This window comes from Streptomyces flavusporus, from assembly GCF_046267975.1.
Lineage (GTDB): Bacteria > Actinomycetota > Actinomycetes > Streptomycetales > Streptomycetaceae > Streptomyces > Streptomyces flavusporus.
Genome location: NZ_CP176503.1, coordinates 1934396 through 1958810, shown reverse-complemented (window position 1 = coordinate 1958810; position 24415 = coordinate 1934396). Strand labels below are relative to the sequence as shown.

At 71.2% G+C, this 24415-nt stretch carries 20 protein-coding genes and 3 pseudogenes; 17 read left to right on the top strand and 6 right to left on the bottom strand.

The window, feature by feature from the left end; genetic code table 11:
* Positions 1–57: 57 nt before the first annotated feature.
* Both ACKTSN_RS09300 and ACKTSN_RS09295 read right to left on the bottom strand, forming a co-directional pair.
* Positions 58–990, bottom strand: coding sequence for an SDR family oxidoreductase (locus ACKTSN_RS09300; RefSeq protein WP_409468642.1), 933 nt, complete (start codon positions 988–990; stop codon positions 58–60).
* Between the two features lie 282 nt (positions 991–1272).
* Positions 1273–1659, bottom strand: a complete 387-nt coding sequence (locus ACKTSN_RS09295; protein WP_409468641.1) for a ribonuclease domain-containing protein — start codon at positions 1657–1659, stop codon at positions 1273–1275.
* 193 nt (positions 1660–1852) lie between these two features.
* On the opposite strand from ACKTSN_RS09295, the gene ACKTSN_RS09290 reads away from it, so the two are divergent.
* The 3 genes and pseudogenes from ACKTSN_RS09290 to ACKTSN_RS09280 all read left to right on the top strand — a co-directional run bounded on the left by ACKTSN_RS09290 (position 1853) and on the right by ACKTSN_RS09280 (position 3985).
* Positions 1853–2050, top strand: a complete 198-nt coding sequence (locus ACKTSN_RS09290) for a hypothetical protein (RefSeq protein WP_409475123.1) — start codon at positions 1853–1855, stop codon at positions 2048–2050.
* Between the two features lie 111 nt (positions 2051–2161).
* The gene (locus ACKTSN_RS09285; RefSeq protein WP_409468640.1) at positions 2162–3274 is read left to right on the top strand and encodes a hypothetical protein; all 1113 of its coding nucleotides are present in this window, start codon (positions 2162–2164) and stop codon (positions 3272–3274) included.
* Positions 3275–3317: 43 nt separating this feature from the next.
* A pseudogene (locus ACKTSN_RS09280) lies at positions 3318–3985 on the top strand (response regulator transcription factor).
* A 34-nt stretch (positions 3986–4019) separates the two neighbouring features.
* Here the strand turns inward: ACKTSN_RS09280 and ACKTSN_RS09275 are convergent.
* Entirely contained in the window at positions 4020–5042 is a 1023-nt protein-coding gene (locus ACKTSN_RS09275) for a Gfo/Idh/MocA family protein (RefSeq protein ID WP_409468639.1), read from the bottom strand.
* Positions 5043–5159: 117 nt separating this feature from the next.
* Between ACKTSN_RS09275 and ACKTSN_RS09270 the strand changes: the two genes are divergently transcribed.
* The 9 genes from ACKTSN_RS09270 (at position 5160) to ACKTSN_RS09230 (ending at position 16211) form a co-directional block, all read left to right on the top strand.
* Positions 5160–5909: a GntR family transcriptional regulator gene (locus ACKTSN_RS09270; RefSeq protein WP_385515323.1), complete on the top strand. Its 750-nt coding sequence runs from the start codon at positions 5160–5162 to the stop codon at positions 5907–5909.
* A gap of 169 nt (positions 5910–6078) precedes the next feature.
* On the top strand, positions 6079–7083 hold the full coding sequence (locus ACKTSN_RS09265) for a sugar ABC transporter substrate-binding protein (protein ID WP_409468638.1): 1005 nt from the start codon (positions 6079–6081) through the stop codon (positions 7081–7083).
* Complete coding sequence (locus ACKTSN_RS09260) at positions 7080–8108, top strand: ABC transporter permease (RefSeq protein WP_409468637.1); 1029 nt, start codon at positions 7080–7082, stop codon at positions 8106–8108. The genes ACKTSN_RS09265 and ACKTSN_RS09260 overlap by 4 nt, the downstream gene beginning before the upstream one ends.
* Positions 8105–8896 carry an ATP-binding cassette domain-containing protein gene (locus ACKTSN_RS09255; RefSeq protein WP_409468636.1) on the top strand — a complete coding sequence of 264 codons (792 nt, stop codon included), beginning with the start codon at positions 8105–8107 and terminating at the stop codon, positions 8894–8896. Before ACKTSN_RS09260 ends, ACKTSN_RS09255 begins: the two co-directional genes overlap by 4 nt.
* A 139-nt stretch (positions 8897–9035) precedes the next feature.
* Positions 9036–10217 (top strand): ROK family glucokinase, encoded by a 1182-nt coding sequence (locus tag ACKTSN_RS09250; protein WP_409468635.1) that lies wholly within the window; start codon positions 9036–9038, stop codon positions 10215–10217.
* Positions 10214–10807, top strand: a complete 594-nt coding sequence (locus tag ACKTSN_RS09245; RefSeq protein ID WP_409468634.1) for a sugar kinase — start codon at positions 10214–10216, stop codon at positions 10805–10807. Before ACKTSN_RS09250 ends, ACKTSN_RS09245 begins: the two co-directional genes overlap by 4 nt.
* 98 nt (positions 10808–10905) lie before the next feature.
* Positions 10906–13779: a DEAD/DEAH box helicase gene (locus ACKTSN_RS09240; RefSeq protein ID WP_409468633.1), complete on the top strand. Its 2874-nt coding sequence runs from the start codon at positions 10906–10908 to the stop codon at positions 13777–13779.
* Positions 13776–15806, top strand: a complete 2031-nt coding sequence (locus tag ACKTSN_RS09235) for an SWIM zinc finger family protein (RefSeq protein WP_409468632.1) — start codon at positions 13776–13778, stop codon at positions 15804–15806. Before ACKTSN_RS09240 ends, ACKTSN_RS09235 begins: the two co-directional genes overlap by 4 nt.
* A gap of 84 nt (positions 15807–15890) precedes the next feature.
* Complete coding sequence (locus ACKTSN_RS09230; protein ID WP_409468631.1) at positions 15891–16211, top strand: hypothetical protein; 321 nt, start codon at positions 15891–15893, stop codon at positions 16209–16211.
* 181 nt (positions 16212–16392) lie between these two features.
* On the opposite strand, the gene ACKTSN_RS09225 is transcribed toward ACKTSN_RS09230, so the two are convergent.
* Positions 16393–16515, bottom strand: a complete 123-nt coding sequence (locus ACKTSN_RS09225) for a hypothetical protein (RefSeq protein WP_409468630.1) — start codon at positions 16513–16515, stop codon at positions 16393–16395.
* Between the two features lie 310 nt (positions 16516–16825).
* Here ACKTSN_RS09225 and ACKTSN_RS09220 point away from each other — a divergent pair.
* The 3 genes and pseudogenes from ACKTSN_RS09220 to ACKTSN_RS09210 all read left to right on the top strand — a co-directional run.
* Positions 16826–17820: pseudogene (locus ACKTSN_RS09220) on the top strand (Rieske 2Fe-2S domain-containing protein).
* A gap of 176 nt (positions 17821–17996) precedes the next feature.
* Positions 17997–18740, top strand: coding sequence for a GNAT family N-acetyltransferase (locus tag ACKTSN_RS09215; RefSeq protein WP_409468629.1), 744 nt, complete (start codon positions 17997–17999; stop codon positions 18738–18740).
* A gap of 218 nt (positions 18741–18958) precedes the next feature.
* Positions 18959–20215 (top strand): annotated as a pseudogene (locus tag ACKTSN_RS09210) (PP2C family protein-serine/threonine phosphatase); the annotation flags it as partial.
* A gap of 153 nt (positions 20216–20368) precedes the next feature.
* Here ACKTSN_RS09210 and ACKTSN_RS09205 read toward each other — a convergent pair.
* Entirely contained in the window at positions 20369–20647 is a 279-nt protein-coding gene (locus tag ACKTSN_RS09205; RefSeq protein WP_409468628.1) for a hypothetical protein, read from the bottom strand.
* Positions 20648–20940: 293 nt separating this feature from the next.
* Positions 20941–22047, bottom strand: coding sequence for a PucR family transcriptional regulator (locus tag ACKTSN_RS09200; protein ID WP_409468627.1), 1107 nt, complete (start codon positions 22045–22047; stop codon positions 20941–20943).
* Positions 22048–22274: 227 nt separating this feature from the next.
* Between ACKTSN_RS09200 and ACKTSN_RS09195 the strand changes: the two genes are divergently transcribed.
* Together ACKTSN_RS09195 and ACKTSN_RS09190 are read left to right on the top strand one after the other, a co-directional pair.
* On the top strand, positions 22275–23624 hold the full coding sequence (locus ACKTSN_RS09195; RefSeq protein WP_409468626.1) for an NfeD family protein: 1350 nt from the start codon (positions 22275–22277) through the stop codon (positions 23622–23624).
* Positions 23621–24409 carry a slipin family protein gene (locus ACKTSN_RS09190; protein WP_409468625.1) on the top strand — a complete coding sequence of 263 codons (789 nt, stop codon included), beginning with the start codon at positions 23621–23623 and terminating at the stop codon, positions 24407–24409. Before ACKTSN_RS09195 ends, ACKTSN_RS09190 begins: the two co-directional genes overlap by 4 nt.
* The last annotated feature ends 6 nt before the right edge of the window (positions 24410–24415 follow it).

Genomic DNA, 24415 nt, shown 5'->3' with positions numbered 1-24415 from the left:
CCACTGACCGGACAGCCCGGCAGAATGTGACGCGATCCGGTGAACGGGCCGGCTGACTCAGACGGCCGCGAACGTGACGCCTGTGAGGCGCTCGGAGATCTGCCAGAGCCGGGCTGCGTCGGCCTCGTTCCGGGCCGACTTGTAGATCGCCAGTTGTGTGGGGCTGCCGGTGAACTGCCCCAGACCGTCAGGGCCGTACAGGCACCCGCCCCGTGCGTCACGGCTCGTGGCCGCGTACAGCAGGGGAAGCACGCCGGCGTCGACGGATTGCACGAACACGCCCCAGCGGGCGAGCCGCTTCATGATCGCCTCATGAGGTGCGGGGCGGGTGCGTCCGAGGTTGGGCCCGGATGCGTAGAGGTTGGTCAGTGTCGTACCGGGGTGAGCGGCGTTGCTGACGATGCCCCATTCGCCTGCTGTACTCAGGCGGTTCAGCTCGAGGGCGAACAACAGGTTGGCCAGCTTGGACAGGTTGTAGGCCCGCACCGGCGAGTAGCGCTGCTCGCTCTGCAGATCGTCCCAGTCGATCCTGCCGCCGCGTGCGGCGCTGCTGGTCACGGTTGTCACACGAGCCTGACCGGCGCGCAGCAACGGCATCAGACGCCCGGTGAGCGCCACATGGCCGAGATGGTTGGTGCCGAACTGCAGCTCGTACCCGTCCTCTGTGGTGTGTCGGACAGGCGGCGCCATCACGCCGGCATTGTTGATCAGGAAGTGGATCGGTCTGCCTTCCGCGTTCAGCGTGTCAGCGAGGGTTTCGACCGAGGCGAGGGAAGCCAGGTCGAGGACGCGTGTGGAGACCTGCGCCTCGGGCACGTTCACACGGATGCGTTCCAGCGCAGCGGCACCTTTGGAGGCGTTGCGCACCGGCAGGACAAGTTCGGCGCCGGCGCGCGCGAGCCGTTCGGCCAGCCCCAGGCCGATGCCGTCGCTCGCCCCGGTCACCACGGCGAGCTTTCCTCGCAGGTCGGGCACGGTTACTTCAGTCATCTCAAGCTCCCACTCGTGCAGGCCTTTCAACCAGCACCAACGTCCATGAACGGAGCCGCCCGATCCATGTGGTGCTCAACCATGGACTGACAGGGCATGGATGACATCGGTGCTGCGGAGCGGACGCTTGTGACAACACGGTGTGACGCAATGCGGCAGAACGCGCCTTGCCCCGCGTCCACAGGCGAGGTGGGGGGTACGCGGGGCAAGGGGTTCTGCGGTCAGGGACCCGGCCCTTCCGGGGCGGGTTGCACCGTTCCTCGGACTGAGTCGTGGGGGGACTCAGCAGTCGTAGTCGATCAGGTCGAACGAGGCGTAGTGGTCCGCCGTGTAGTAGTCCTCCTGGTACTCCTCACCGGTGACGATGCGGCGCGCGCCGCGCGTGGAGGAGCCCGGCGTGATCACGGTGTACTCGTGGTAGTAGCCGGAGGACTGGCTGGGCAGGATGCCTTCCCGGTTCTGGAAGACGGTGCCGTCCTGTTCGTAGGGGAAGGGGCCGCCGGCCTCGATCAGCTCGAGGGTGTCGTACGCCGGCGAGGGCAGGTGGCTGTAGCAGATGCTGCCGACCGCGGCGGCCGCCGGCGTGGCGGTGACGGTGCCGCCCACGAACAGGGCGGACAGGAGAGCGGCTGCGGCGCCGATCCGAGTGGCGCGTGGGGGGAATCTCATGCCCCCATAGTGACGCGCGTAGAGCATGGCATGTCAATGACAATCACGAGATTTTCCCGTCAAGTCCGATGAGTTTTCGGGAAGTTAACCTCGCGTGCCGAGGCGCTGCCGGCCCTCAGCCGGACTTCCGGCTCTCCGCGGCGGCGAACAGGGCGAACGCCAGCACCACCAGGGCGACGCTCGCGTAGATCTCGTGACGGGCACGCCGGGCGAGGGCCTCACCGTCTACGTACGCAACCCGGCCCCCGAGGGGGAGGTCCCGCCCGTCCCCGGCTCCGGACAGGGCCTGATCGGCCTGACCGAACGCGCCACGCTGGCCGGCGGCCGCCTGGAGCACGGGCCGCGCGAGGACGGCGGCTTCGAGGTGCGGGCGTGGCTGCCCTGGGGGTGAGTCGAGCTCTGCCCATGTCTCCTCGGTGCACAGCGAGTTGACTTGTGTGACGCGATGGGCTGACGTATGTCCAGCCGTCAGCAACGCACGCACCGGAAGGGAAACAGCACAGTGAGTTTCGGGGGACCCAACCCGTACCAGCCGCAGTGGCCACCGAACGGCGGACCGTATCCGCCGCCCCCGAACCCGGGACCCTACGTCCCGCCCCCGAACCCGGGACCGTATCCGCCGCCGTACGTCCCGCCGCAGCCCGGTCAGCCGCCGTACAACCCGTACGCCCCGCACCCCCCGGGCTTCCCGCCGCACCCGCAGCCGTACGTCCCGCCGCGCCGGAACGACTCCTTGTGGTCGCTGCTGGGCGGACTGCGGGGCGCCGAATGGCCGCCCCTGCGTGACCTGTTGCGGGCCGGGCGGACCCGGATCCACGGCTGTGTATGGGCGCTTCTGGTGTTCCCGTGCACCTGGTTCGCGATCGTGCCCCTCATGGTGGGCTATTCCTTCGCTCGTTCGGCCCGTATCCGGGCCCACCGGCTCTTCCCGGTGCGCGGGCACCGGCACTTCGACGACCCCCACGTGTGGCGCATCCAGAAGGCGCGGGCCTGGACCGCGGCCGTCATGTCCCTTCTGCTGCTGGCCGTGTACGGAAAACCGGAGGACATCAGTGAGGCCCAGCAGCAGTACATGATGCGGCTGGCCGTCACCCCGCCGCTGCTGCTGGTGAGCGCCCCCGTGGTCATCGCCCTGCTGTTCCGCATGGCGTCGGCGGCGACGCGGGCCGAGATGCGTCCCCGGCTGCGCGCGGCGGGGCGGTCGGCGCTGTGGTATGTCGGCGCCGTGACGGCGGTGCCGCTGTGCCTGGTGGGGATCACTCTGGCCGACAGCGAGGCGCAGATCCCCGGCGGTGCCTGGTACGGCTCGCCCTGGGTCGTACTGGCGATCTTCCTGCCGTTCGTCTGGCTGCTGTTCTTCCTCGGCTTCGCCACCGGCCCCGCGATCCGCAGCGGCTTCAACGCCGCCGCGGTGCACCCCGCGCTGCCCGCCCTGCTCACCGGCACCCTGGTCTGGGAGTTCGCCGCGATCAGCATCCTCGCGGGCGGACTGCCCCCGGGCCCGCCCGTGATCCAGATTCTCGCCCTGCTCGGCGGCCCCGCTTCGGTCACCGCGGTGGCCTGGTGGGAGATCCGGCGACTGCGCACCCTCCACGGCGTGACCGTGCGGCGCTGAGACCCACACCGCCGCGCGGCGTGTCCGTGATTACGTATGGCCCATGACTGCGATCAGGCTGCTCCTCGTCGACGACGACCCACTGGTGCGGGCGGGACTGTCCTTCATGATGGGGGTGCGGAGGACATCGAGATCGTCGGCGAGGCCGCCGACGGCGGCGAGGTCGAGGCACTCGTCGACCGCACCCGCCCCGACGTCGTCCTGATGGACATCCGGATGCCGACGGTGGACGGTCTCACCGCCACCGAGCGGCTGCGCGGACGGGGGGACGCCCCGCAGATCGTGGTCCTGACCACCTTTCACGCCGACGACCAGGTGCTGCGGGCGCTGCGCGCGGGCGCGGCCGGATTCGTCCTCAAGGACACCCCGCCCGCCGAGATACTCGACGCCGTGCGCAGGGTCGCCGCCGGGGACCCCGTCCTGTCGCCCACCGTCACCCGCCAGTTGATGGAGCACGCGGTCGGCACCGCCGCCGACGACCGCCGCACACGCGCGCGGGAGCGCATCGCGGCCCTCAACGACCGCGAGCGGGAGGTCGGCCGGGGTCTGGCCAATGCCGGGATCGCCGCGGAACTCTTCATGGGCGTCGCCACGGTCAAGACCCACGTCTCCCGCATCCTCGCCAAGCTCGACCTGAACAACCGGGTGCAGATCGCCCTGCTGGCATACGGCGCGGGACTTGTCGGGGACGGCGATCAGGACGGGCAGTAGGCGTGTCGACCTGATGCCCTCACTCTGCTCCTGCTCACCTCAGCACCGGCTCGGCCCCGCCCGGGATCTCCGCGAGCCGGACGGGTCTGTGCTCCCGGCGCGACAGTTCGCACGCCTCGGCGATCCTGAGCGCCTGCAACGCCTCGCGCCCGTCGCAGGGGTTGGCCCGCTCGCCCCGCACCACCTCCACGAATGCGCACAGTTCGGCCTCGTAGGCGGGGCCGAACCGCTCCAGGAAGGTGGTCCAGGGCTTGCTGGCGGCCGGCGGCCCGGTCGGCTCGGTCGACGCGATCGGCGTACGGTCGTCCAGCCCGACCACGACCTGGTCCAGCTCCCCGGCGAGCTCCATGCGCACGTCGTAGCCCGCGCCGTTCAGCCGTGTCGCGGTGGCCGTGGCCAGCGTGCCGTCGTCGAGGGTGAGGAGCACGGCCGCCGTGTCGACGTCGCCCGCCTCGCGGAACACCGGGGGACCGGCGTCGGACCCGGCGGCGTACACGTCGACGACCTCGTGCCCGGTCACCCAGCGCACCATGTCGAAGTCATGGATCAACGTGTCCCGGAAGAGCCCCCCGGACAGCGGCAGATACGCGACCGGCGGCGGCGTCTGGTCGGAGGTCAGCGCCCGTACGGTGTGCAGCCGCCCGAGCCGGCCCGATCGGACCGCCTCGCGCGCGCCCGTGTAGCCCGCGTCGAAGCGGCGCTGGAAGCCCATCTGGAGGATCGTTCCGGCGGCCTCGACCTCGGCGATCGCATGCAGCGAGCCGGGCAGGTCGAGCGCGATCGGCTTCTCGCAGAACACCGGCAGCCCCGAGCGCGCTGCCCGACCGATCAGTTCGGCGTGCGCCGACGTCGCCGTCGTGATCACCACGGCGTCCACACCCCACCGGAAGATCTCTTCCATGCCCGGCGCGGCCGTCTCCCCGAGCCGGCGCGCCAGCTCCTGCGCCCGCGCGGGATCGGTGTCCGTGAGGATCAAGGAGCCCACGTTCCGGTGGCGGCTGAGCGTGTTCGCATGAATGGTGCCGATGCGGCCCGTCCCGATGACCCCGATGCGCATGGAAACAAAGTGGGGTCGCACCCACCGCACTGTCAATGCTTATGTCCGGACAATCGGACTACACAACTTCCCGTCATCCCGTCACGGAGCTACGCTCGGCCCGTGCCGAAACCAGATGTGGACCCGACCGTACAGCTCGACCTCAGCGTGGACCGGAGTTCCCCGGTGCCGCTGTACTTCCAGCTGTCCCAGCAGCTCGAGGCCGCGATCGAGCGGGGAACGCTCACCCCCGGCAGCCTGCTGGGCAACGAGATCGAGCTCGCCGCCCGGCTCGGCCTGTCCCGCCCCACCGTCCGCCAGGCCATCCAGTCCCTGGTCGACAAGGGCCTGCTCGTGCGCCGCCGCGGTGTCGGCACCCAGGTCGTGCACAGCCAGGTCAAGCGTCCGCTGGAGCTCAGCAGCCTCTACGACGACCTGGAGGCGGCCGGGCAGCGCCCGGCGACCAAGGTCCTGGTCAACACCGTCGTCCCGGCGTCGGCCGAGGTGGCGGCAGCGCTCGGGGTCGGCGAGGACAGCGATGTGCACCAGGTGGAACGGCTGCGGCTGGCGCACGGGGAGCCGATGGCGTATCTGTGCAACTTCCTGCCGCCCGGCCTGATCGAACTGGACACCGCGCAGCTGGAGGCCACCGGCCTGTACCGGCTGATGCGCGCCGCCGGGATCACCCTGCACAGCGCCCGGCAGTCCATCGGCGCCCGCGCCGCCACCGCCGCCGAGGCCGAACGGCTCGGCGAGAGCGAGGGTGCCCCCCTGCTGACCATGCAGCGCACGACCTTCGACGACACCGGCCGGGCCGTCGAGTACGGCACGCACACCTACCGTCCGACCCGCTACTCCTTCGAGTTCCAGCTGCTCGTACGGCCCTGACGGCCCCACGCGGAGACGGTCCCGTTCGTCGCAATGTCCGGACAAGGCGACCGACTCGCGCTCCCCGGTCACGAGACACACGGTCCCCGTGTTCATACTGGGGCGTTTGGGGTCGGCGGGATGACCGGCCCCTTGCGTACCTGGAACACAGCAAGAAGGGCACGGCCTCGTGGCACGGTTTCGGACCTGGGTAGGCATCGCGGTGGCAGGGGTGCTGTGTGCCTCCCTCGCGGGTTGCAGCAGCACCGGCGGCAAACGCGCCGAGGACGCCCGCAAGGCCGCGGCCGCCCAGGGCAAGGCGGCGGTGAACACGCCCCGCTGGACCTTCGCCATGATCACCCACTCGGGCGACGGCGACACCTTCTGGGACATCGTCCAGAGCGGCGCCGAGCAGGCCGCCGTCAAGGACAACATCAACTTCCTGTACTCCCACGACGACGAGGCCCAGCAGCAGGCGCAGCTCGTGGACGCGGCCGTCGACAAGGGCGTCGACGGCATCATCGTCACCCTCGCCAAGCCCGGCGCGATGAAGGCCGCCGTCGCCCGCGCCGTCAAGGCCGGCATCCCGGTGATCACCGTGAACTCCGGCTCCGCGGAGTCCAAGGACTTCGGCGCACTCACTCACATCGGCCAGGACGAGACGATCGCCGGCCAGGCCGTCGGCGAGGAGCTGAACGAGCGCGGGAAGAAGAAGGCGGTCTGCGTCCTGCACGAGCAGGGCAACGTCGGCCACGAGCAGCGCTGCGCCGGTGTGCAGGAGACCTTCGACGGCGCGGTGCAGAACCTCTACGTCACCGGTACCAACATGCCCGACGTGCAGTCCGCCCTCGAGGCCAAGCTGCAGTCCGACACCGCGATCGACGCTGTCGTCACTCTCGGCGCCCCGTACGCCGACACCGCCGTCAAGGCCAGGGAGAGCGCCGGCAGCGACGCCGAGATCGACACCTTCGACCTCAACGCCAAGGTGGCCGCCGGACTGAGGGACGGCACCCTCGGCTTCGCCGTCGACCAGCAGCCCTACCTCCAGGGCTATCAGGCGGTCGACCTGCTGTGGCTGTACAAGTACAACGCCGACGTCCTCGGCGGCGGCAAGCCCGTGCTCACCGGCCCGCAGATCATCACCAAGGACCAGGCGGGCGCGCTCGCGGAGTACACGGAGCGGGGCACCCGATGAGCGCGATCACTGACGAAAGGATTCTGCACGCCTCGCCGCTGCGTAAGCTGCTCGGCCGCCCGGAACTGGGCTCGGTCGTCGGCGCGATCGCGGTCTTCCTCTTCTTCGCGGTCGCCGCCGACAGCTTCCTGAAGGCATCCAGCCTGAGCACCATCCTCTACGCGTCCTCCACGATCGGCATCATGGCCGTCCCGGTCGCCCTGCTGATGATCGGCGGCGAGTTCGACCTGTCCGCGGGCGTCCTCGTGACGTCCTCGGCGCTGGTCTCGTCGATGTTCAGCTATCAGATGACGGCGAACGTCTGGGTCGGCGTCGGCGTCTCCCTGCTGGTCACGCTCGCGATCGGCGCCTTCAACGGCTTCATGCTCACCCGCACCAAGCTGCCGAGCTTCATCATCACGCTCGGCACCTTCCTGATGCTGACCGGCATGAACCTCGGCTTCACCAAGCTGATTTCCGGCACCGTCTCCACCAAGACGATCGCCGACATGGAGGGCTTCCCCACCGCCCACCACGTCTTCGCCTCGACCCTGACCGTCGGCGGCGTCGACTTCAAGATCACCATCCTGTGGTGGTTCGCCCTGATCGCCCTCGCCAGCTGGATCCTGCTGCGCACCCGCGCCGGCAACTGGATCTTCGCGGTCGGCGGCAACCAGGACGCGGCCCGCGCGGTCGGCGTCCCGGTCACCAGGACCAAGATCGGCCTCTACATGGGCGTCGCCTTCGGCGCCTGGGTCTCCGGCCAGCACCTGCTCTTCTCCTACGACGTCGTCCAGTCCGGCGAGGGCGTGGGCAACGAGCTGATCTACATCATCGCCGCCGTCATCGGCGGCTGCCTGATCACCGGCGGCTACGGCAGCGCGGTCGGCTCGGCGGTCGGCGCGTTCATCTTCGGCATGACCAGCAAGGGCATCGTCTTCGCCGAGTGGAACCCCGACTGGTTCAAGTTCTTCCTCGGAGCGATGCTGCTCCTCGCGACCCTGCTCAACGCCTGGGTCCGCAAGCGCGCGGAGGCCACCAAGTGACGGAAACCCCTCAGCGTACGGCGCTCGTGGAGCTGTCCGACGTCAGCAAGCACTACGGCAACGTCCGCGCCCTCGAAGGTGTCTCCCTGGAGGTCCATGCAGGGGAGATCACCTGCGTCCTCGGCGACAACGGGGCGGGCAAGTCGACCCTGATCAAGATCATCGCCGGTCTGCACCAGCATGACGGCGGCACCCTGCGCATCGAGGGCGAGGAGACCCGCCTCGCCTCCCCGCGCGAGGCCCTGGACCGCGGTATCGCCACGGTCTACCAGGACCTGGCCGTCGTCCCTATGATGCCGGTCTGGCGGAACTTCTTCCTGGGCTCCGAACCCCGCAAGGGCACCGGCCCCTTCAAACGCATGGACGTCGACCTCATGCGCCGTACCACCCACTCCGAACTCCTGCGCATGGGTATCGACCTGCGCGATGTGGACCAGCCGATCGGCACCCTCTCGGGCGGCGAGCGCCAGTGCGTGGCCATCGCCCGGGCCGTCCACTTCGGCGCCAAGGTCCTCGTCCTGGACGAGCCGACGGCGGCACTGGGCGTGAAGCAGTCCGGGGTGGTCCTGAAGTATGTGGCGGCGGCCAGGGACCAGGGGCTGGGCGTTGTGTTGATCACCCATAACCCGCATCACGCGTATTTGGTGGGCGACCGGTTCGTGCTGCTGAAGCGCGGCAGCATGGTGGCGAACCACACGCGTGACTCGGTGACTCTGGACGAGCTGACACGCCAGATGGCAGGCGGAAACGACCTGGACGATCTACGCCATGAACTGCAGCGCACCTGAGGGGCGCGGGGCTGCATCAATTTGCGGCTCCGCCGCGTGGGCGCGACGAGCCACAACGGACCCGCACCCGGCATACGGCACGCACCCCCTCGCAGCCCCGTTCGGCACCCAGCGTGACCGTGAGGCAGAATCAGCGGCGATGAGCACCTACCGCGACCTCGCCTTCCCCAAGGCCCTGAGCAACGCCCGGGTGACTGGCGCACCCATCGGCTCAAGGCGCGCCCCCGCGCTGCGCACGGTCGGCACCAGGGAACGCCGCTCCCATCTGACGGCGCCCCGCGTGCCGACGGTGGGCATCGACATCGGCGGCACAAAGGTGATGGCCGGAGTCGTCGACGCCGACGGCAACATCCTGGAGAAGCTCCGCACGGAGACCCCGGACAAGTCCAAGAGCCCGAAGGTCGTCGAGGACACCATCGTCGAACTGGTCCTGGACCTGTCCGACCGCCACGACGTACACGCGGTCGGCATCGGCGCGGCCGGCTGGGTCGACGCCGACCGCAACCGCGTCCTGTTCGCCCCCCACCTGTCCTGGCGCAACGAACCCCTGCGGGACCGCCTCGCCGGCCGGCTGTCCGTCCCGGTCCTGGTGGACAACGACGCCAACACCGCCGCCTGGGCCGAGTGGCGCTTCGGCGCCGGCCGCGGCGAGGACCACCTGGTGATGATCACGCTGGGTACCGGCATCGGCGGCGCGATCCTGGAGGACGGCCAGGTCAAGCGGGGCAAGTTCGGTGTCGCGGGCGAGTTCGGGCACATGCAGGTGGTGCCCGGCGGCCACCGCTGCCCGTGCGGCAACCGCGGCTGCTGGGAGCAGTACAGCTCCGGGAACGCGCTGGTCCGGGAGGCCAGGGAACTGGCCGCCGCCGACTCGCCGGTGGCGTACGGGATCATCGAGCACGTCAAGGGCAACATCGCGGACATCACCGGCCCGATGATCACCGAGCTGGCCCGCGATGGCGACGCGATGTGCATCGAGCTGCTTCAGGACATAGGGCAGTGGCTCGGCGTCGGCATCGCCAACCTGGCGGCCGCCCTGGACCCCTCCTGCTTCGTGATCGGCGGCGGCGTCAGCGCGGCCGACGACCTGCTGATCGGCCCTGCCCGGGACGCCTTCCGGCGCCATCTCACCGGCCGCGGCTACCGCCCCGAGGCCCGCATCACCCGCGCCCAGCTCGGCCCCGAGGCCGGCATGGTCGGCGCCGCCGACCTCGCCCGGCTGGTCGCCCGCCGTTTCCGCCGCGCCAAGCGCCGCCGGGTGGAGCGGTACGAGCGCTACGAGCGGTACGCGGAGGCCCGCCGTACCGGGGAGTGGACGTGACCGGTTCCCTGCCCCAGCAGGGCGGTCCCGCGGAGGAGCCGGACGCTCAGGCCGAGGACCGTGCTCACGTGATCCGCCGGAGAGCGTTCACCCTGCTCATCATCGTGCTGCTCATCGGCATCCCGGCCGGCTACCTGGTGATCTCCGCCAACCAGAGCCGCAACAGCGGCAAGGAGAAGGAGGAGAAGTACTCGGCCCGGGGCCTGACCGAGGGCTGGCCGTCCAAGGTGCAGCGCCGCCTCTACCAGGTGCCGATACCGCATCCGGCCAACCAGGTGGCGTGGTACGAGACGAACAACTGGCGAACCAGCCGCCTCTACGTGCAGTTCCAGACCACGCACGCCGGACTGGACGCCTTCCTGAAGGAGATCGGTGTCAGCCGCGGGCAGCTGAACAAGGGCAGCATCACCATCGGTGCCCGCGACCGGAACGTCACCCGCTGGAAATTCGCCGGCCCCGGCGCTCGGCCCGGCACCTACTGGGGCCTGGTCCACGAGCAGAAGGACCCCAGGCCGACGCAGCAAGTGGTCGTGAACACGGGCAATCCGACCTACCCGATGGTGTATGTCGTCTCCCGCGTGGTTCCCTGACCGCGCCCGGCCGCGCGCCGCCGGTCGCCGGGGCCGATTGTCAGACCCCGCCCGTAGAGTCGAAGACGTCTGATCCGACGAGCGGGCGGGAGGTGACCATGCGTACGGGCGAGCAGGCCGGGGCGGACCGGCGGGCGGACGGTTCTGCCGTGCCCGCGGGACTCGCGGCCGTCTTCCTCCCCGCACCACTTCCGCGCGCGGGCCGGGTCGCCTTCTGGGATCCGCAGGGCGGTTCGCCGACCTTCCCCGCCCCCGCAGCGGCACCCCCAACGGGTGCCGAGCGCATGGACCTGACCGTCGTACGACCCCATGGTTCCGGCGTGCGCCGCAGGCGGACGCCCGCACTGACCCTGCCGGTCGGCGAGGCCCTGCCGCTGCTCGTGCACGCGCGGCACGACCCCGCCGCCCACCCCGCCACGGCCTGCTGGGGCGCGGCCGCCCTGCACGCGCTGCGGCTCGCCGCCCGCGGCCGCCTGCTGCCCGGCCTGACGCCCACCGGCCACGACGCCTGGCGGGCCGGCCCCCTCGACCCCGACGACATCGCCCACCTGCGCGCGGTGGCCGCCGCCCTGCCGTACGAGGGCCATGCGGTGCCCCTGCCCGGCCCGGGCCCGCTCCTGCTGCCCGAGCCGGAAGCCCTGATGCGCTCCTTCCTGGACGCGGTGGCCGACACCCTGCCCCGCACCCCGGCTGCCGCGCACGCCTGCGGCAGGCCCTTCGCGGCGCAGGAACCGCAGCACCTGCCCACCGCACACGACTGGGCCGCCGAGGTCGCCGCCGGGATGGACGCGGGGGTGCGGATCTCGCTCCGCCTGGACCTGTCGGCGTACGACCTGTTCGACGTGGGGGAGAGCGGCGACGGGGTGCGCCGGGCGGGCGCCGCGATCGTGCAGGTGCACAGCCTCGCCGACCCCACGCTCGTGGTCGACGCGGTGGCGCTGTGGGCGGGCGACGCGGACGCCGAGTTCGGTCCCCGCGCGCGGGTGGACGCCGCGCTCGCCATCCGCCGGGCGGCCCGCGTCTGGCCCCCGCTGGACCGGCTCGCCGAGCAGGACGTGCCCGACGTGCTCGCCCTGTCCGAGCCGGAACTCGGCGACCTGCTGGGCGCGGTGGCCGGCCGGCTCGCGGTGGCCGGGGTCGCCGTGCACTGGCCCCGCGACCTGGCCAGGGACCTCACGGCGGCCGCGGTGGTACGGCCCGCGCCGGGCTCGGCGACCGACGGCACCGGCTTCTTCGAGAGCGAGGAACTGCTCCAGTTCCGCTGGCAGTTGGCACTCGGCGGCGAGCCGCTCACCGAGTCCGAGATGGACGCGCTGGCCGAGGCCCACCGTCCCGTCGTACGGCTGCGGGACCAGTGGGTGCTCGTCGACCCGGCCCTGGTCCGCAAGGCCCGCAAGCGCGAACTGGGCCTGCTCGACCCGGTCGACGCGCTGTCCGTCGCCCTCACCGGCACCGCGGAGGTCGACGGTGAGCAGGTCGAGGCGGTGCCGGTCGGCGCACTCGCGGCGCTGCGGGAGCGGCTGACCGCCGGCGTACGGCCCGCCGAACCACCCGCCGGCCTCCGGGCGACCCTGCGCGACTACCAACTCCGGGGCCTGGCCTGGCTCGACCTCATGACCTCCCTCGGCCTGGGCGGCTGCCTCGCCGACGACATGGGACTGGGCAAGACGGTCACCGTCATCGCCCTCCACCTCAAGCGGGCCCGCACCGAACCGACCCTGGTGGTCTGCCCGGCCTCCCTGCTCGGCAACTGGCAGCGGGAGATCAACCGGTTCGCCCCCGGCGTGCCCGTCCGCCGCCACCACGGCTCCGAACGCACCCTGGACGACCTCGACGGCGGATTCGTCCTCACCACGTACGCCACGATGCGCTCGGCCGCCGCGACACTGGCACAACAGAAGTGGGGCATGGTCGTCGCGGACGAGGCACAGCACGTCAAGAACCCCTACTCGGCGACGGCGAAGGCCCTGCGCACCATCCCGACGCCCGCGCGCGTGGCCCTGACCGGCACGCCGGTGGAGAACAACCTCTCCGAGCTGTGGGCGCTGCTGGACTGGACGACCCCCGGCCTCCTCGGCCCCCTGAAGTCCTTCCGCGCCCGGCACGCGCGCGCGGTGGAGAACGGCGAGGACGACGAGGCGGTGACCAGGCTGGCCCGCCTCGTCCGGCCCTTCCTGCTGCGCCGCAAGAAGTCCGACCCCGGCATCGTCCCCGAGCTGCCGCCCAAGACGGAGACCGACCACCCCGTCCCGCTCACCCGCGAACAGGCCGCCCTGTACGAGGCGGTGGTGCGGGAGTCCCTGCTGGCCATCGAGACGGCGGAGGGTATGGCGCGCCGCGGGCTGGTGCTGAAGCTGCTGACCTCGCTGAAGCAGATCTGCAACCATCCGGCGCTGTATCTGAAGGAGGAGCACGGGCCGGGCGGCGGCGACCGGCTCGCGGCCCGCTCCGGCAAACTCGCCCTGCTGGACGAACTGTTGGACACACTCCTCGCCGAGGACGGCTCGGCGCTCGTCTTCACGCAGTACGTCGGCATGGCCCGACTGATCACCACTCACCTGGCCGCCCGCGCCGTCCCGGTGGACCTCCTGCACGGCGGGACGCCGGTCCCGGAACGCGAACGCATGGTGGACCGCTTCCAGAGCGGCACCACACCGGTCCTGGTGCTGTCCCTGAAGGCCGCCGGCACGGGCCTGAACCTGACCCGGGCAGGTCACGTCGTCCACTTCGACCGCTGGTGGAACCCCGCAGTCGAGGAACAGGCCACCGACCGCGCCTACCGCATCGGCCAGACCCAGCCCGTCCAGGTCCACCGTCTCATCACCGAGGGCACGGTCGAGGACCGCATCGCCCAGATGCTGGAGTCCAAGCGGGCCCTCGCCGACGCGATCCTCGGCTCCGGCGAGTCCGCCCTCACCGAACTGACGGACCGTGAGCTGTCCGACCTGGTGTCGTTGCGGAGGGCATCGTGACGGGCGCGAGCGAAGAACACCCGACGGTCCCGAACGGTCCCGCCGCGCCGGACGCCGCCATCCCGACCGACCGCACGCCACAGCCACGCCCCGCCGACGCGGCCCGCCAGGCCCTGCGGACCGCGCGGGAACAGGGGAGCCGGGATCCCGAGGAGGCCGCCGACCGGTCCACGGACGAGCCACCGGCCCCGCTGCCGGACCGGCCTCCCGCGGCAAAGGACTCCGCGGCTCAAACGCCCAGGCCCGGCGACGCAGCCCGCGCGGCACTACGCCGGGCGGTATCGACGCGACGCGGTGAGGGCGAAGCCGAAGGCGCGGCGGAGGACGTCGAGCCGACCGACCGGACGAACGCCCGCCCCGCAGACGCCGCGCGTGACGCACTCCGCGCAGCCCTGCGCGAGCGCGCGGCGGCCTCGGAGACGGAGTCGGGCACGGACCCCGCCGGTGGTTCGGGGTGGGGTGCCCGTCCTGACGTGTCTGCTGCTGGTTCGGGGTTGAGTGCCCATTTCGGCGTGGCTGCCGCTGGTCCGGGGCTGGGTGCCCGTTTCGGAATGCCTGCCGGTGGTCCGGAGCCGGGCACCCACCCCGACGGGTCCGCCACTGGCCACCCCGGAACCCACCCCCGCAGGTCCGCCGCCGGTCCGGGGCCGGGCACCCACGCCGGCGGGTCCGCGGCCGACCCCGGGCCGGACACCCGCCCTGGCGGGTCCACCACCGGCCCGGAGCCCGGCACCCACCTCGGCGTCCCCGCCGCAACCCCCCGCCTCCCCCGCTCCATGGGCTCGCCGCACCGCGACGGCGAGCTGCGTCGTACCTTCCCCGCCTTCCCGCCCCGGCCGTCCGACGACGCACCCTTCGCCGCCGCCTGGTGGGGCAACGCGTGGATCACCGCGCTCGAGAAGGGCGCGCTGGACGTCAAGCGGCTGGCGCGTGGGCGTGGTTACGCCGACCGCGGTCACGTGGACGCCATCACGGTCACGCCCGGACTCGTCCTCGCCTACGTGCGCGGCAGCCGCCCCCGCCCGTACCGCGTGCAGGTCCGGCTGCGCACCCTGGACGACGCCGAGTGGGAGCGGTTTCTGGACGCCGCCGCCGACCGGCCCGCGCACATCGCCGCGCTCCTCGACAAGGAGATGCCCGAGGCGCTGGCCGAAGGGGACGTGCCGCTGCTGCCCGGCCCCGGTGACCTCGATCCGCGCTGCAGCTGCCCCGACCGCGGCCACCCCTGCAAGCACGCCGCCGCCCTCTGCTACCAGACCGCACGCCTGCTCGACGCCGACCCCTTCGTCCTGCTCCTGCTGCGCGGCCGGGGCGAACGCGAGCTGCTCGACGCGCTCTCCCGGCGCAACGCTGCCCGCGCGGCCCGCGCCGCCCAGGACCGGGAACCGTCCCCGTTGCCCGGCACGCGGGCCACCGACGCCCTCACCCGGCGCGAACTCCCGCCCCTCCCACCCCCGTTGCCCCTCCCCCCGCACCCCGAGCAGCCCCCGGCATACCCGGCTGCGCCGGGCGGCCCGGACCCCTTCGCGCTGGACCAGCTGGCCACCGACGCCGCCGCCCGCGCCCACGCCCTGCTCACCACCGGCAGGGACCCGGTGGCCGAGCTGCCCCTGTGGCAGGACGCGGTACGGCTCGCCGCGGCCCGCCCCGGCTCCGGCCTCACCGCCGGCACCCGCGCCCTGTACTCCTCGCTCGCCTCCGCCGCAGGCCGCACCCCGGCCGAGCTGGCCCGGGCGGTCGCCGCCTGGCGGCAGGGCGGCCTCGACGGCCTCAGCGTCCTGGAGGAACCCTGGGACCCGCCGGCCGGCCGCTTCGACCGGGCCCGCCCGCTCCTCCTCGCCGCCGACCTCCCCGCCTTCCGCCCCTGGCGCAACCGCCTCACCCACCCGCACAGCCACGTCCAGCTCCGCCTCGGCCGCGACAACCTGTGGTACGCCTACGAGTCCGAGCCGGGCCACGACGACTGGTGGCCCCGCGGCACCCCGGACCCCGACCCGGTCGGCGCCCTCATGGGCCTCGGCGCCTAGGGCTCGGCAGGGTGCGTCTGTACGATGCCCGTTCATCGGCCGAGCACAGCGCGATCGCGTAGCGCGTCGCCCGCCACGGTCTGGGTGACCGGCCGGTCGCTGGCCGACCGGCGGGCGGCGGCCTACGTGTTGGCCGAGCGGCTGACCGCCGAGGGGCGCCGGGCGGAGGTGCTCGACGGCCTCGACGCTCCCGGCAGCGAGGCCCGGCGCGTGGGCATGATGGCCGAGGTGCTCGCCCGCAACGGGATTGTCGCGATCGTTCCGCATACCGCTGAGAGCGTGGCCGCGGTGCGCATTCGTCACGAGGCAAGCGGCACACGGTACATCGATCTGTCCGTCACCGAGCGGGACAGCCCAGAGGATTCGGCGCTCGCGGGGCACGGGCTCCTCGCCGGCCGGAGTTGAACGGCAATGCGGACAGGTGGTCGGAGCGGGCACCAAGCCGGGACGTACCTGCTGTGCGAGGCAAGGGCGTTGGCAGGATCCTGGTTTGGCCCCCTGAGGGTGCCGATCTGCGCGGCTGGGGGACCACAACGGCAGTCGGCCGGGGCCGCGCTTGTCAGAGCACGGAGTCAACACGTCCTGGTCACGGACGCGTCAGCCGGCGCATCCGGCGGGCGGGGGTGGGGAGGGGGTACTCCATGTTCGCCTGTGCCTGCGCCGACGTACCCGGTATCGCCCGCTCCACCGTGGCTTTCGGAGTTGTCATGCCGGTCATGCTCTTGCTGCTTGTAGGAGCCGCCCTGTGCGCCGTCTTCGCAGCGGCCTGGGTGACGGGCCGCCTGTTGGGTCCCCACCCCCACGGCAAGGGGGACGAGAACGACACGCGCCAGGGCGAGACAGTCGGCCATCCCGTGAGCGCCGAGCCTGGGTACGGCGGTCTGGACGCGTTCACCTGGACCGAGAAAGAACCTTGGGAACGCGACACGGGCCCCATACGTGAACAAGCGTCGGGGTTTGAGGGGTCGCTCACCCACCCGGACGCAGTGGGCAGGGCGTCGGCGCGGGAGGCCGCCAGGATGGAGGATGCTGGGACACCGCTGTCGTTCGACCGCGATCCGCATGCTGACGGGTCTGACAGTTCTGGCCGTTCTGACGTGGTCGACCTTCGGCGCGTCGGGGCGAACCCGGATCACTGGTATCCCGTCGCGCTGTCCGGGAGCGTGCGCAGCGGGCGGGTGCTGGCGACCGCGTTCGCCGGTGAGCGCATCGCGCTCTACCGCGGGGAGAGCGGCACCGTCTACGCACTGGAGGATCGGTGCGCCCACCGGCAGGTGCCGCTGAGCATGGGCGTCGTGGAGGGCGAGACGCTCCGCTGCTGCTATCACGCGTGGGCCTATCGCGGCGACGGCCGCATCTCGCAGATCCCGTACCTGTCCAAGGGGGACGGCCGACCGCCGCGCGGCGTGCGCGGCTTCCCGGTCCGTGAGGGTACGGCCTGGTGTTCGTCTTCCCGGGCGACCCGGACAAGGCGGTGGTCACCGCGCTGCCCGAACTGCCGGCCTTCGGCTCACCGAAGTACAGGACCATGACGTTCTCCCGGACGGTGCGTTGCCACTACTCGTTCATGCACGAGAACCTGCTCGACATGAACCACCAGTTCCTCCACCGGGGCGTCGTCGGCAGGCTCCACCCCGAGCTGCTGGAATACCGGACCGGCGCACGGACTGCGGAGGCCAGGTACCTGTTCACCCGCGCCGGGGGAAAGCGGAATCGTGGCGCCGGTCTGCTGGCCGGCGAGGGCATCGGCGGCAGCGGCGCCCGTGACGTCATGACCATCCGCACCGAATATCCGTACCAGACTCTCGACCTGGTGCCGGAGAAGGCAGAGCGTCCGGCCTTCTGCCTCTGGGCCGTGTACGTTCCCGAGGACGCCGAGCAGCGGGCGTGGGAGGAGCAGGGCGAGGACCGCAATCACGAGGTCTTCCCGCTGATCCTGGACGTCCGCGAGATGCTGCGCGCCAACGGCGTCCCGATCCGCCCTCAGTCGGCCGCCTGTTCCGCGCTCGGCTGAGCGACGGCCAGGCGCCGACGCCCGGCGGCCACTTTGACAGCGGCGTACTGGGCCGGATCAATGGCGGGTGATTCAGACAGCCGGCACCCGAAGAGCAGGGAATGAGTGTGACGAACACAAGTGCAGTGTCTGCCCTCGACGCAGAAGCGCAGATGAGGGCAGCGCACGGTGCGGACATGGCGCCGCTCACCGCCAATTTCCGGCAGTATCTCCTGGGGTGGGGCGAGGCGGAGCGCGGTGAGGGTGCTCTCGACTACTTCCGTAGTGGCCTCGCCGCGCCGCAATTCAACGGTGTGGTCCGGATCCACTCCCTGGACGAGGTCGGCCAGGCCGTGGCGACCGCCCGGACTCGGCTGGCCGGCGTTCCCTGGTGGTGGTGGGTCGGCCCGGACAGCCCCGAAGGCACCCCGGCCATCCTCGCTGAGCACGGCATGGTGGCGTTCGTAGCCGTTCCGTTGATGGTTCGCCCCCTCGACCAGCCCGTGGAGGCCGAGGAGGCGCCGGCCGGCCTGCGGATCGAGAGAGTCGAGGAGCCGGGGCGCTTGGCGGAGTTGGTTCGCACCTACAGCGCCTCCATGGGCGTCGCGTCCAGCCTGGAGGCCGACATGGTGCGAATAGAAGCGCAGCGACCCGACAACGCGGATGTCGTGCGGCTTGCCGCGGTGCTCGACGAGCGCGTCGTAGGTACGACAGTGGTGATCACGACGCATGGTATTGCGGGGATCTTCCTCGTCCACGTCGCTGAGACCCACCGTCGGCGCGGCATCGGCGGGGCACTCACAGCGGCGGCCCTGCACGTGGGACGGAAGCGTGGGATGAACCTTGCCGCGCTGGCAGCGAGCCCAGCCGGCGAGCCGCTCTACCAACGCTTCGGCTTCGTCAAGGTCTCCGAGTACCGCCTCTTCACCCTTCCTGCATGAGCCGCCTTTCCGGAAATCGGGCGTAGGGCCCAGGAACTCGATTACTTGCTGCTGGACGCCGTCCGGATCGAACGTGGTTGCCACGGTGATCGCTGGAGTGGGCACCCGGGTAGCGCTCCTGGCGGCCGGCGAGCGCCTCGGACAGCAGACGCCGCCTCCTCCTCGGCCGGCGCTCCGGCGGGAGCCGTCGACGCCCAGCACGATCGGACCGTTGGCGTGCGGCGATAGCCGAAGCCGGCGTCCGCATCGGCACCACGCTGGACCTGCGCCAGACGGCACGTGAACTCGCGGACGTGGCTGTTCCCGAGCTTGCCGACCTCGCGGCCGTCGACGTGCTCGACTCGGTGGTCCATCCTGGCGGCACGGCCACCGTGCGGGCGGACGACTCCCTCGACTTCCAGGCGCTCGCCCTCAAGGCAGGCCGTCCCACCGATGCGATCAAGGCCGCGGATCCAGTCGGCGAGCCGGCGTCCTACAGCTCGTCAAGGGTGATCACCCGGTGCGTACGAGAGGCGCGACCGATCCTGGTGCAACTCGGGAACGACACAGCGCTACGGCGTATCGCCAGGGACGACTCGGCCGCCGAGACGCTGCGGCGGGCCGGGGTCCACTCCTATCTGGCCGCTCCTCTGATGGCCCGCGGCGAGGTGCTGGGCACGCTCAGCCTGTGCCGCACGGTGAACGCCCGGCCGTTCGACGACCAGGACGTCACGCTCGCCACCGAACTGGCCGCCCGCGCCGCCATCTGTATCGACAACGCCCGGCTGTACGGGCGCGAACGCACCACCGCGCTCACCCTTCAGCGCAGCCTGCTCCCCCAGGAGCCACCGCACTACGGCGGCATCGAGGTCGCGTCCCGCTATCTGCCCGCGGTCAGCGAGGTGGGCGGGGACTGGTTCGACGTGCTGCCCCTCAGAGACGGCAAGGTCGGCCTGGTCGTCGGCGACGTGATGGGCAAGGGCGTGCACGCCGCAGCGATCATGGGCCAGCTCCGCACGGCCACCCGCGCCCTCGCCCGACTCGACCTGCCTCCGGCCGAGTTGCTGTACCACCTCGACGGCATCGCCGCCTCACTCGGCGACTCCGACACGCTCGCCACCTGCCTCTACGTCGTCTGCGACCCGCGGCACGGCCGATGCGAAGTCTCCCGCGCGGGCCACCTGCCGCCGGCAATGGTGGACCCGGCCGGGAAAGCCGCACTCCTCGACATCGCCGACGGAGTGCCGCTCGGGGTGGGTGGCATGCCGTTCAGCGTCGAAGAACGGGAACTCGCCGAAGGGACACTGCTCGCGCTGTTCACGGACGGCTTGGTGGAAAGCCACGCAACGCCCATCGACACCGGACTGCAGACCCTGCTACGCCTGCTGGACGGCACCCGCCTCCCGCTGGAAGAGACCTGCGACATGCTGCTCGGCGCCCTGAGCCGGGAGCCCGACGACGATGTGGCGTTGCTCCTCGCCCGGCGCAGGAGTTGATGCGGTCCCGTATGTCGGGCCTCGACGCAAGGTCCGTCGGACCTGAGCGGTCAACTCCCGTGCGGGAGTTACGCGTGCCTCGCACCATTCGCGGGAACGGCCGGGCAGACCCCGAACAGACCTGCCGGACCTCCCGAGACGGCGGCCGCGGCCTCAGAAACGCGGCAACCAGGTCAGCGCCGTTTGCGTACGAGCCCCGCGGCACCGGTGAGCCTGGCTCCCGCTGCCGCGGTGAGCAGGGCGCCATGCCACGGTGAGGTGGAGCGCCTTCTGGTCGGTCTCCTGGCGGATCTGCTCCTTGCAGCTGAAACCATTGGCGATGACGCATGCATCTTCAGCGGCGTCGCGTACGGCCGGCAGCCGTACCCGTTCACCTGACGCGAGCCCGACGTCGTAGCGTTCGCCGCTCTCGAAGCCGAAGGAGCCGGCCATGCCGCAGCAGCCGGTGTCCGGGCGGAGCAGTCGAGACCGGTCAGGTCCAGCAGTCGCATCTCGGTGTCCATGCCTCGCCGAAGGCGGCCGGGCAGCATCACCTGGAAGCCCGCATCCTCCAGCACCCGTGCGGTGGCAATGCAGGTCTCCGGTGTGAAGTAGTCGTCCTACCACCCGGATGCGCGGGCTGGTGGCGGGCGAATCAGTGGTGGAACGGGATGGCGGTGAAGGAGGGCGCTTGCCTCTTCTGGGCCACCCCGCCCGCCAGTTTGAAGATCCGTGAGACCGCCGGATCACTCGGAAGGCTGGAGGGGGCGGGTCGGCCAATCCAGGAGGCGGGCACCGAGTACGGCGGTCTGCAGGATGTACCGCTGGTCGGGATCGGCGGGGTCGTGGCCGGTGAGCTGCCGGATGCGACCGAGCCGGTAGGTGACGGTGCGCACGCTGACACCGAGTCGGCGTGCCGTGGTGGTGTTCAGGCAGCCGCTGGCGAAGTACGCGGTCAGGGTTTCCAGGAGTGCCTTGGGCCCGCCGCGCGCGCCTTCAAGGCCGCCGAGGACGGTGGCCACCAGGTCGGTGATGGCTGCGCGGTCCCTGCCGAGGACCTGGAAGACCAGCAGGTCCGCGGCCTGCACGAGCGGAGGGCTCAGGCCGAGCAGGGCGGCGAGGTCGAGGGTGCTGCGTGCCTCCTCGTAGGAGCGGACGATGCCGCTGGCGCCGGGGCGAGGGCGGCTGACGGCGATCTTGCACGGTTGGTCCACGGCGCTGCGTACTGCGGCGGCGAAGCACTCCGGAACATCGGGCACCGCGCCGTGCGATACGCACACGAGCAGGCCGTCCTTCGTGGTGATCAGCACATCCTTCGCCGTGAACCGGGCAGTGAGTGCTTCCTCGACATAGCGGGTGGTGTCTTCCCCTGCCGCGAAGGGCCTGTCGGCTCGGGCGACGGCCACGCTGTGCGGCCCGACCAGTCGCAGCCCGAATCGTTCGGCCCGCTCGGCCAGGCGGCCCAGGGCGGTTCGGCCGTTGAGGAGGTCGTCGACGAATTCCCGCCGCATCGCTTCCTCGCCTCGGATGGCTGCTCGATGGGCGGTTTCGTAGCCCTCGGCCAGTGCCACGGTCCCCTCGCCGATCGCCCTGATCAGCGCCGAAGCGACCTCCACGGCGTCTTGGAGGTCCTGGGCCCGCCCGGGGGCCGCGAGGTCCGTCCAGAGGCAGCGGGCCGAGTCGAGGTACTCGGCGACCAGGAACCGCAGGCCCGTTCCGCGGCCGGCCGCCGCTGCGGCGAATCGTCGCAGCGGCGCCAGGTCCTCTTCGGACAGTGACCGTTTGTCGAGAGAGATGCCGACGAGCTGCTTCACATGGCGGTCCATGTCCGCCATCAAGGGCTTGCTCTCCACGTCGGCTACCGCATCCGGTACGGGCCGCGTGGCACCTGGTGGCGCCGGACGCGGATCTTGAGGGCGCTTTCCCCTCGGCATGCTCCTATTTTGCCGAAGGGCGGCAAAGTGCGCGGGAGCAAGACGGCCGGGTTTGTGCCTGCTCGGCCCGCGTCCAGCTGATCCGCACGGGTAATCCGTGAGTAAAACGCCAGGTGGAAAGCCATGCGAACAGGGGGTACTGCGCTGTGCCCCGAAACCGCCTTGTCACGTCGGCCCGGAGGGTCATACAGATCCTGCTGATGGCGCTGGGCTGTCTGCTCGCCGCGTCGGCGGTGAGCGCGGCGCAGTCGCCGACCGTCCTCGTGATGCGGATCGACGACACCATCACCCCGGTCGTCGCCGACCACCTGGAGGAAGGACTGCGCACCGCCGAGCGGGACGGGCATGAGGCGGTCCTGGTCGAGATGGACACCCCGGGAGGGCTGCTCCAGTCGACCAGGGAGATCGTCCAGGACGTCCTCGCCTCCGACGTTCCGATCATCGTGTACGTCACTCCGTCCGGAGCACGGGCGGCGTCGGCAGGTGCCTACATCACGCTCTCGGCGCACGTCGCCGCCATGGCGCCGGGCACCCACATCGGGGCCGGCACGCCGGTGACCGGGCAGGGCGAGGAGACGAGCGAGAAGGTGGTCAACGACGCGGTCGCCTTCGCCGTCTCGATCGCCGAACAGCGGGGGCGAAGCACTGACTTCGCCCGGGACATGGTCCGCGACGGCAAGGCGGTGCCCGATCGGGAAGCCGTGCGCCTCGATGTCGTCGACCGCGTGGCGCCGTCCCGCGGTGTCCTGCTCACCGAGTTGGACGGCCGCCGTGTCGTGGTCGGTTCGGAGGACACGGAGCGCGAGGTGGTGCTGCGTACGGCAGGGGCACAGGTCGTGGAGCACGAGCTGGGGTTCTTCGGCGAGCTGCGGCAGCTGCTGGCCAGCCCCGAGCTGGCATTTCTCTTCCTGTCCATCGGCACCCTGGCGGTGATCTACGAGCTGGCCAACCCGGGCATGGGATTCGCCGGTGTCATCGGCGTCATCCTGCTCGTCCTCGGCTTCGTCGCGCTCAGCGTGCTGCCCTTCAACGTCGGCGGTCTGCTGCTCCTCGCCCTGGCCGCCGCCCTGTTCGTGGCAGAAGTACTCACGCCGGGGGTCGGGGTCTTCGCCGCCGGGGGAACGGCGGCCCTGGTGTTCGCGGGAGTGCTGATGTTCCGCGGGGAGCTCGGGGTGGATCCCGCCGTGCTGTGGCCGACCGCGCTGGTGGTGGGAGGGGGCTCGGTCCTCGCCGGCCGGCTGGCCTGGCGGGCCAGGAAGGCGCCGCCGACCACCGGGCATCAGGCGCTGCTGGGCCGCGAGGCGGTCGTACGGCGCGCCGAGGGCGGGGCCGGTCAGGTGCTGCTCGAAGGGGCGTGGTGGACCGTCCGCGGCCGCGACGGCGCGCTCACCGAAGGGCAGCACGTGCGTGTGGTGGACCACGAGGGCCTGGAACTGATCGTCGAATCCGTCGACCCCGCCCAGGGCCAGGGCACTGAACAGGAGGACAGGCCATGAACGCAAGCCTGCTCGGCATCATCCTCGGCGCAGCCGTCCTGCTCCTGCTGCTGATGGCCGCCGTGAAGATCGTGCCTGAGTACGAACGTGGGGTGATCTTCCGTCTCGGCCGGATCATCGGAGCGAAAGGGCCGGGGCTGTTCTTCATCATCCCCGTGGTGGACCGCATGGTCCGCGTCTCCCTGCGCACCGTCACGATGGACATCCCGCCGCAGGACATCATCACCAAGGACAACGTCACCGTACGGGTCAACGCCGTCACCTACTTCAACGTCGTCGACCCCAACCGCTCCGTGGTGGCCATCGAGGACCACATCAAGGGCACCTCACAGATCGCCCAGACGACCCTGCGCAGCATCCTCGGCCAGGTCGACCTGGACGAGCTGCTGGTCAACCGGGACGAGATCAACCAGCGGCTGCAGCGGATCATCGACGACGTCACCAACCCCTGGGGCGTCAAGGTCACCCTCGTCGAGGTCAAGGACGTCGAACTGCCCGAGGCCATGCGCCGCGCCATGGCACGCCAGGCCGAGGCCGAACGCGACCGCCGCGCCAAGGTCATCCACGCCAAGGGCGAGTTCGAGGCCGCCCAGACCCTCGCGGACGCCGCAGAGCGGCTCGAGGGCCACCCCGCGGCCATGCACCTGCGGATCCTGTCGACCATGGCGGAGATCTCCAGCGAGCGGAACTCCACCCTCATCTTCCCCCTGCCGATGGAGGTGCTGCGCCTGGTCGACATGCTCCGGCCCCCCGATGCCGCGCCAAGCGGCGCCCGCACCGGATAGCCCCAG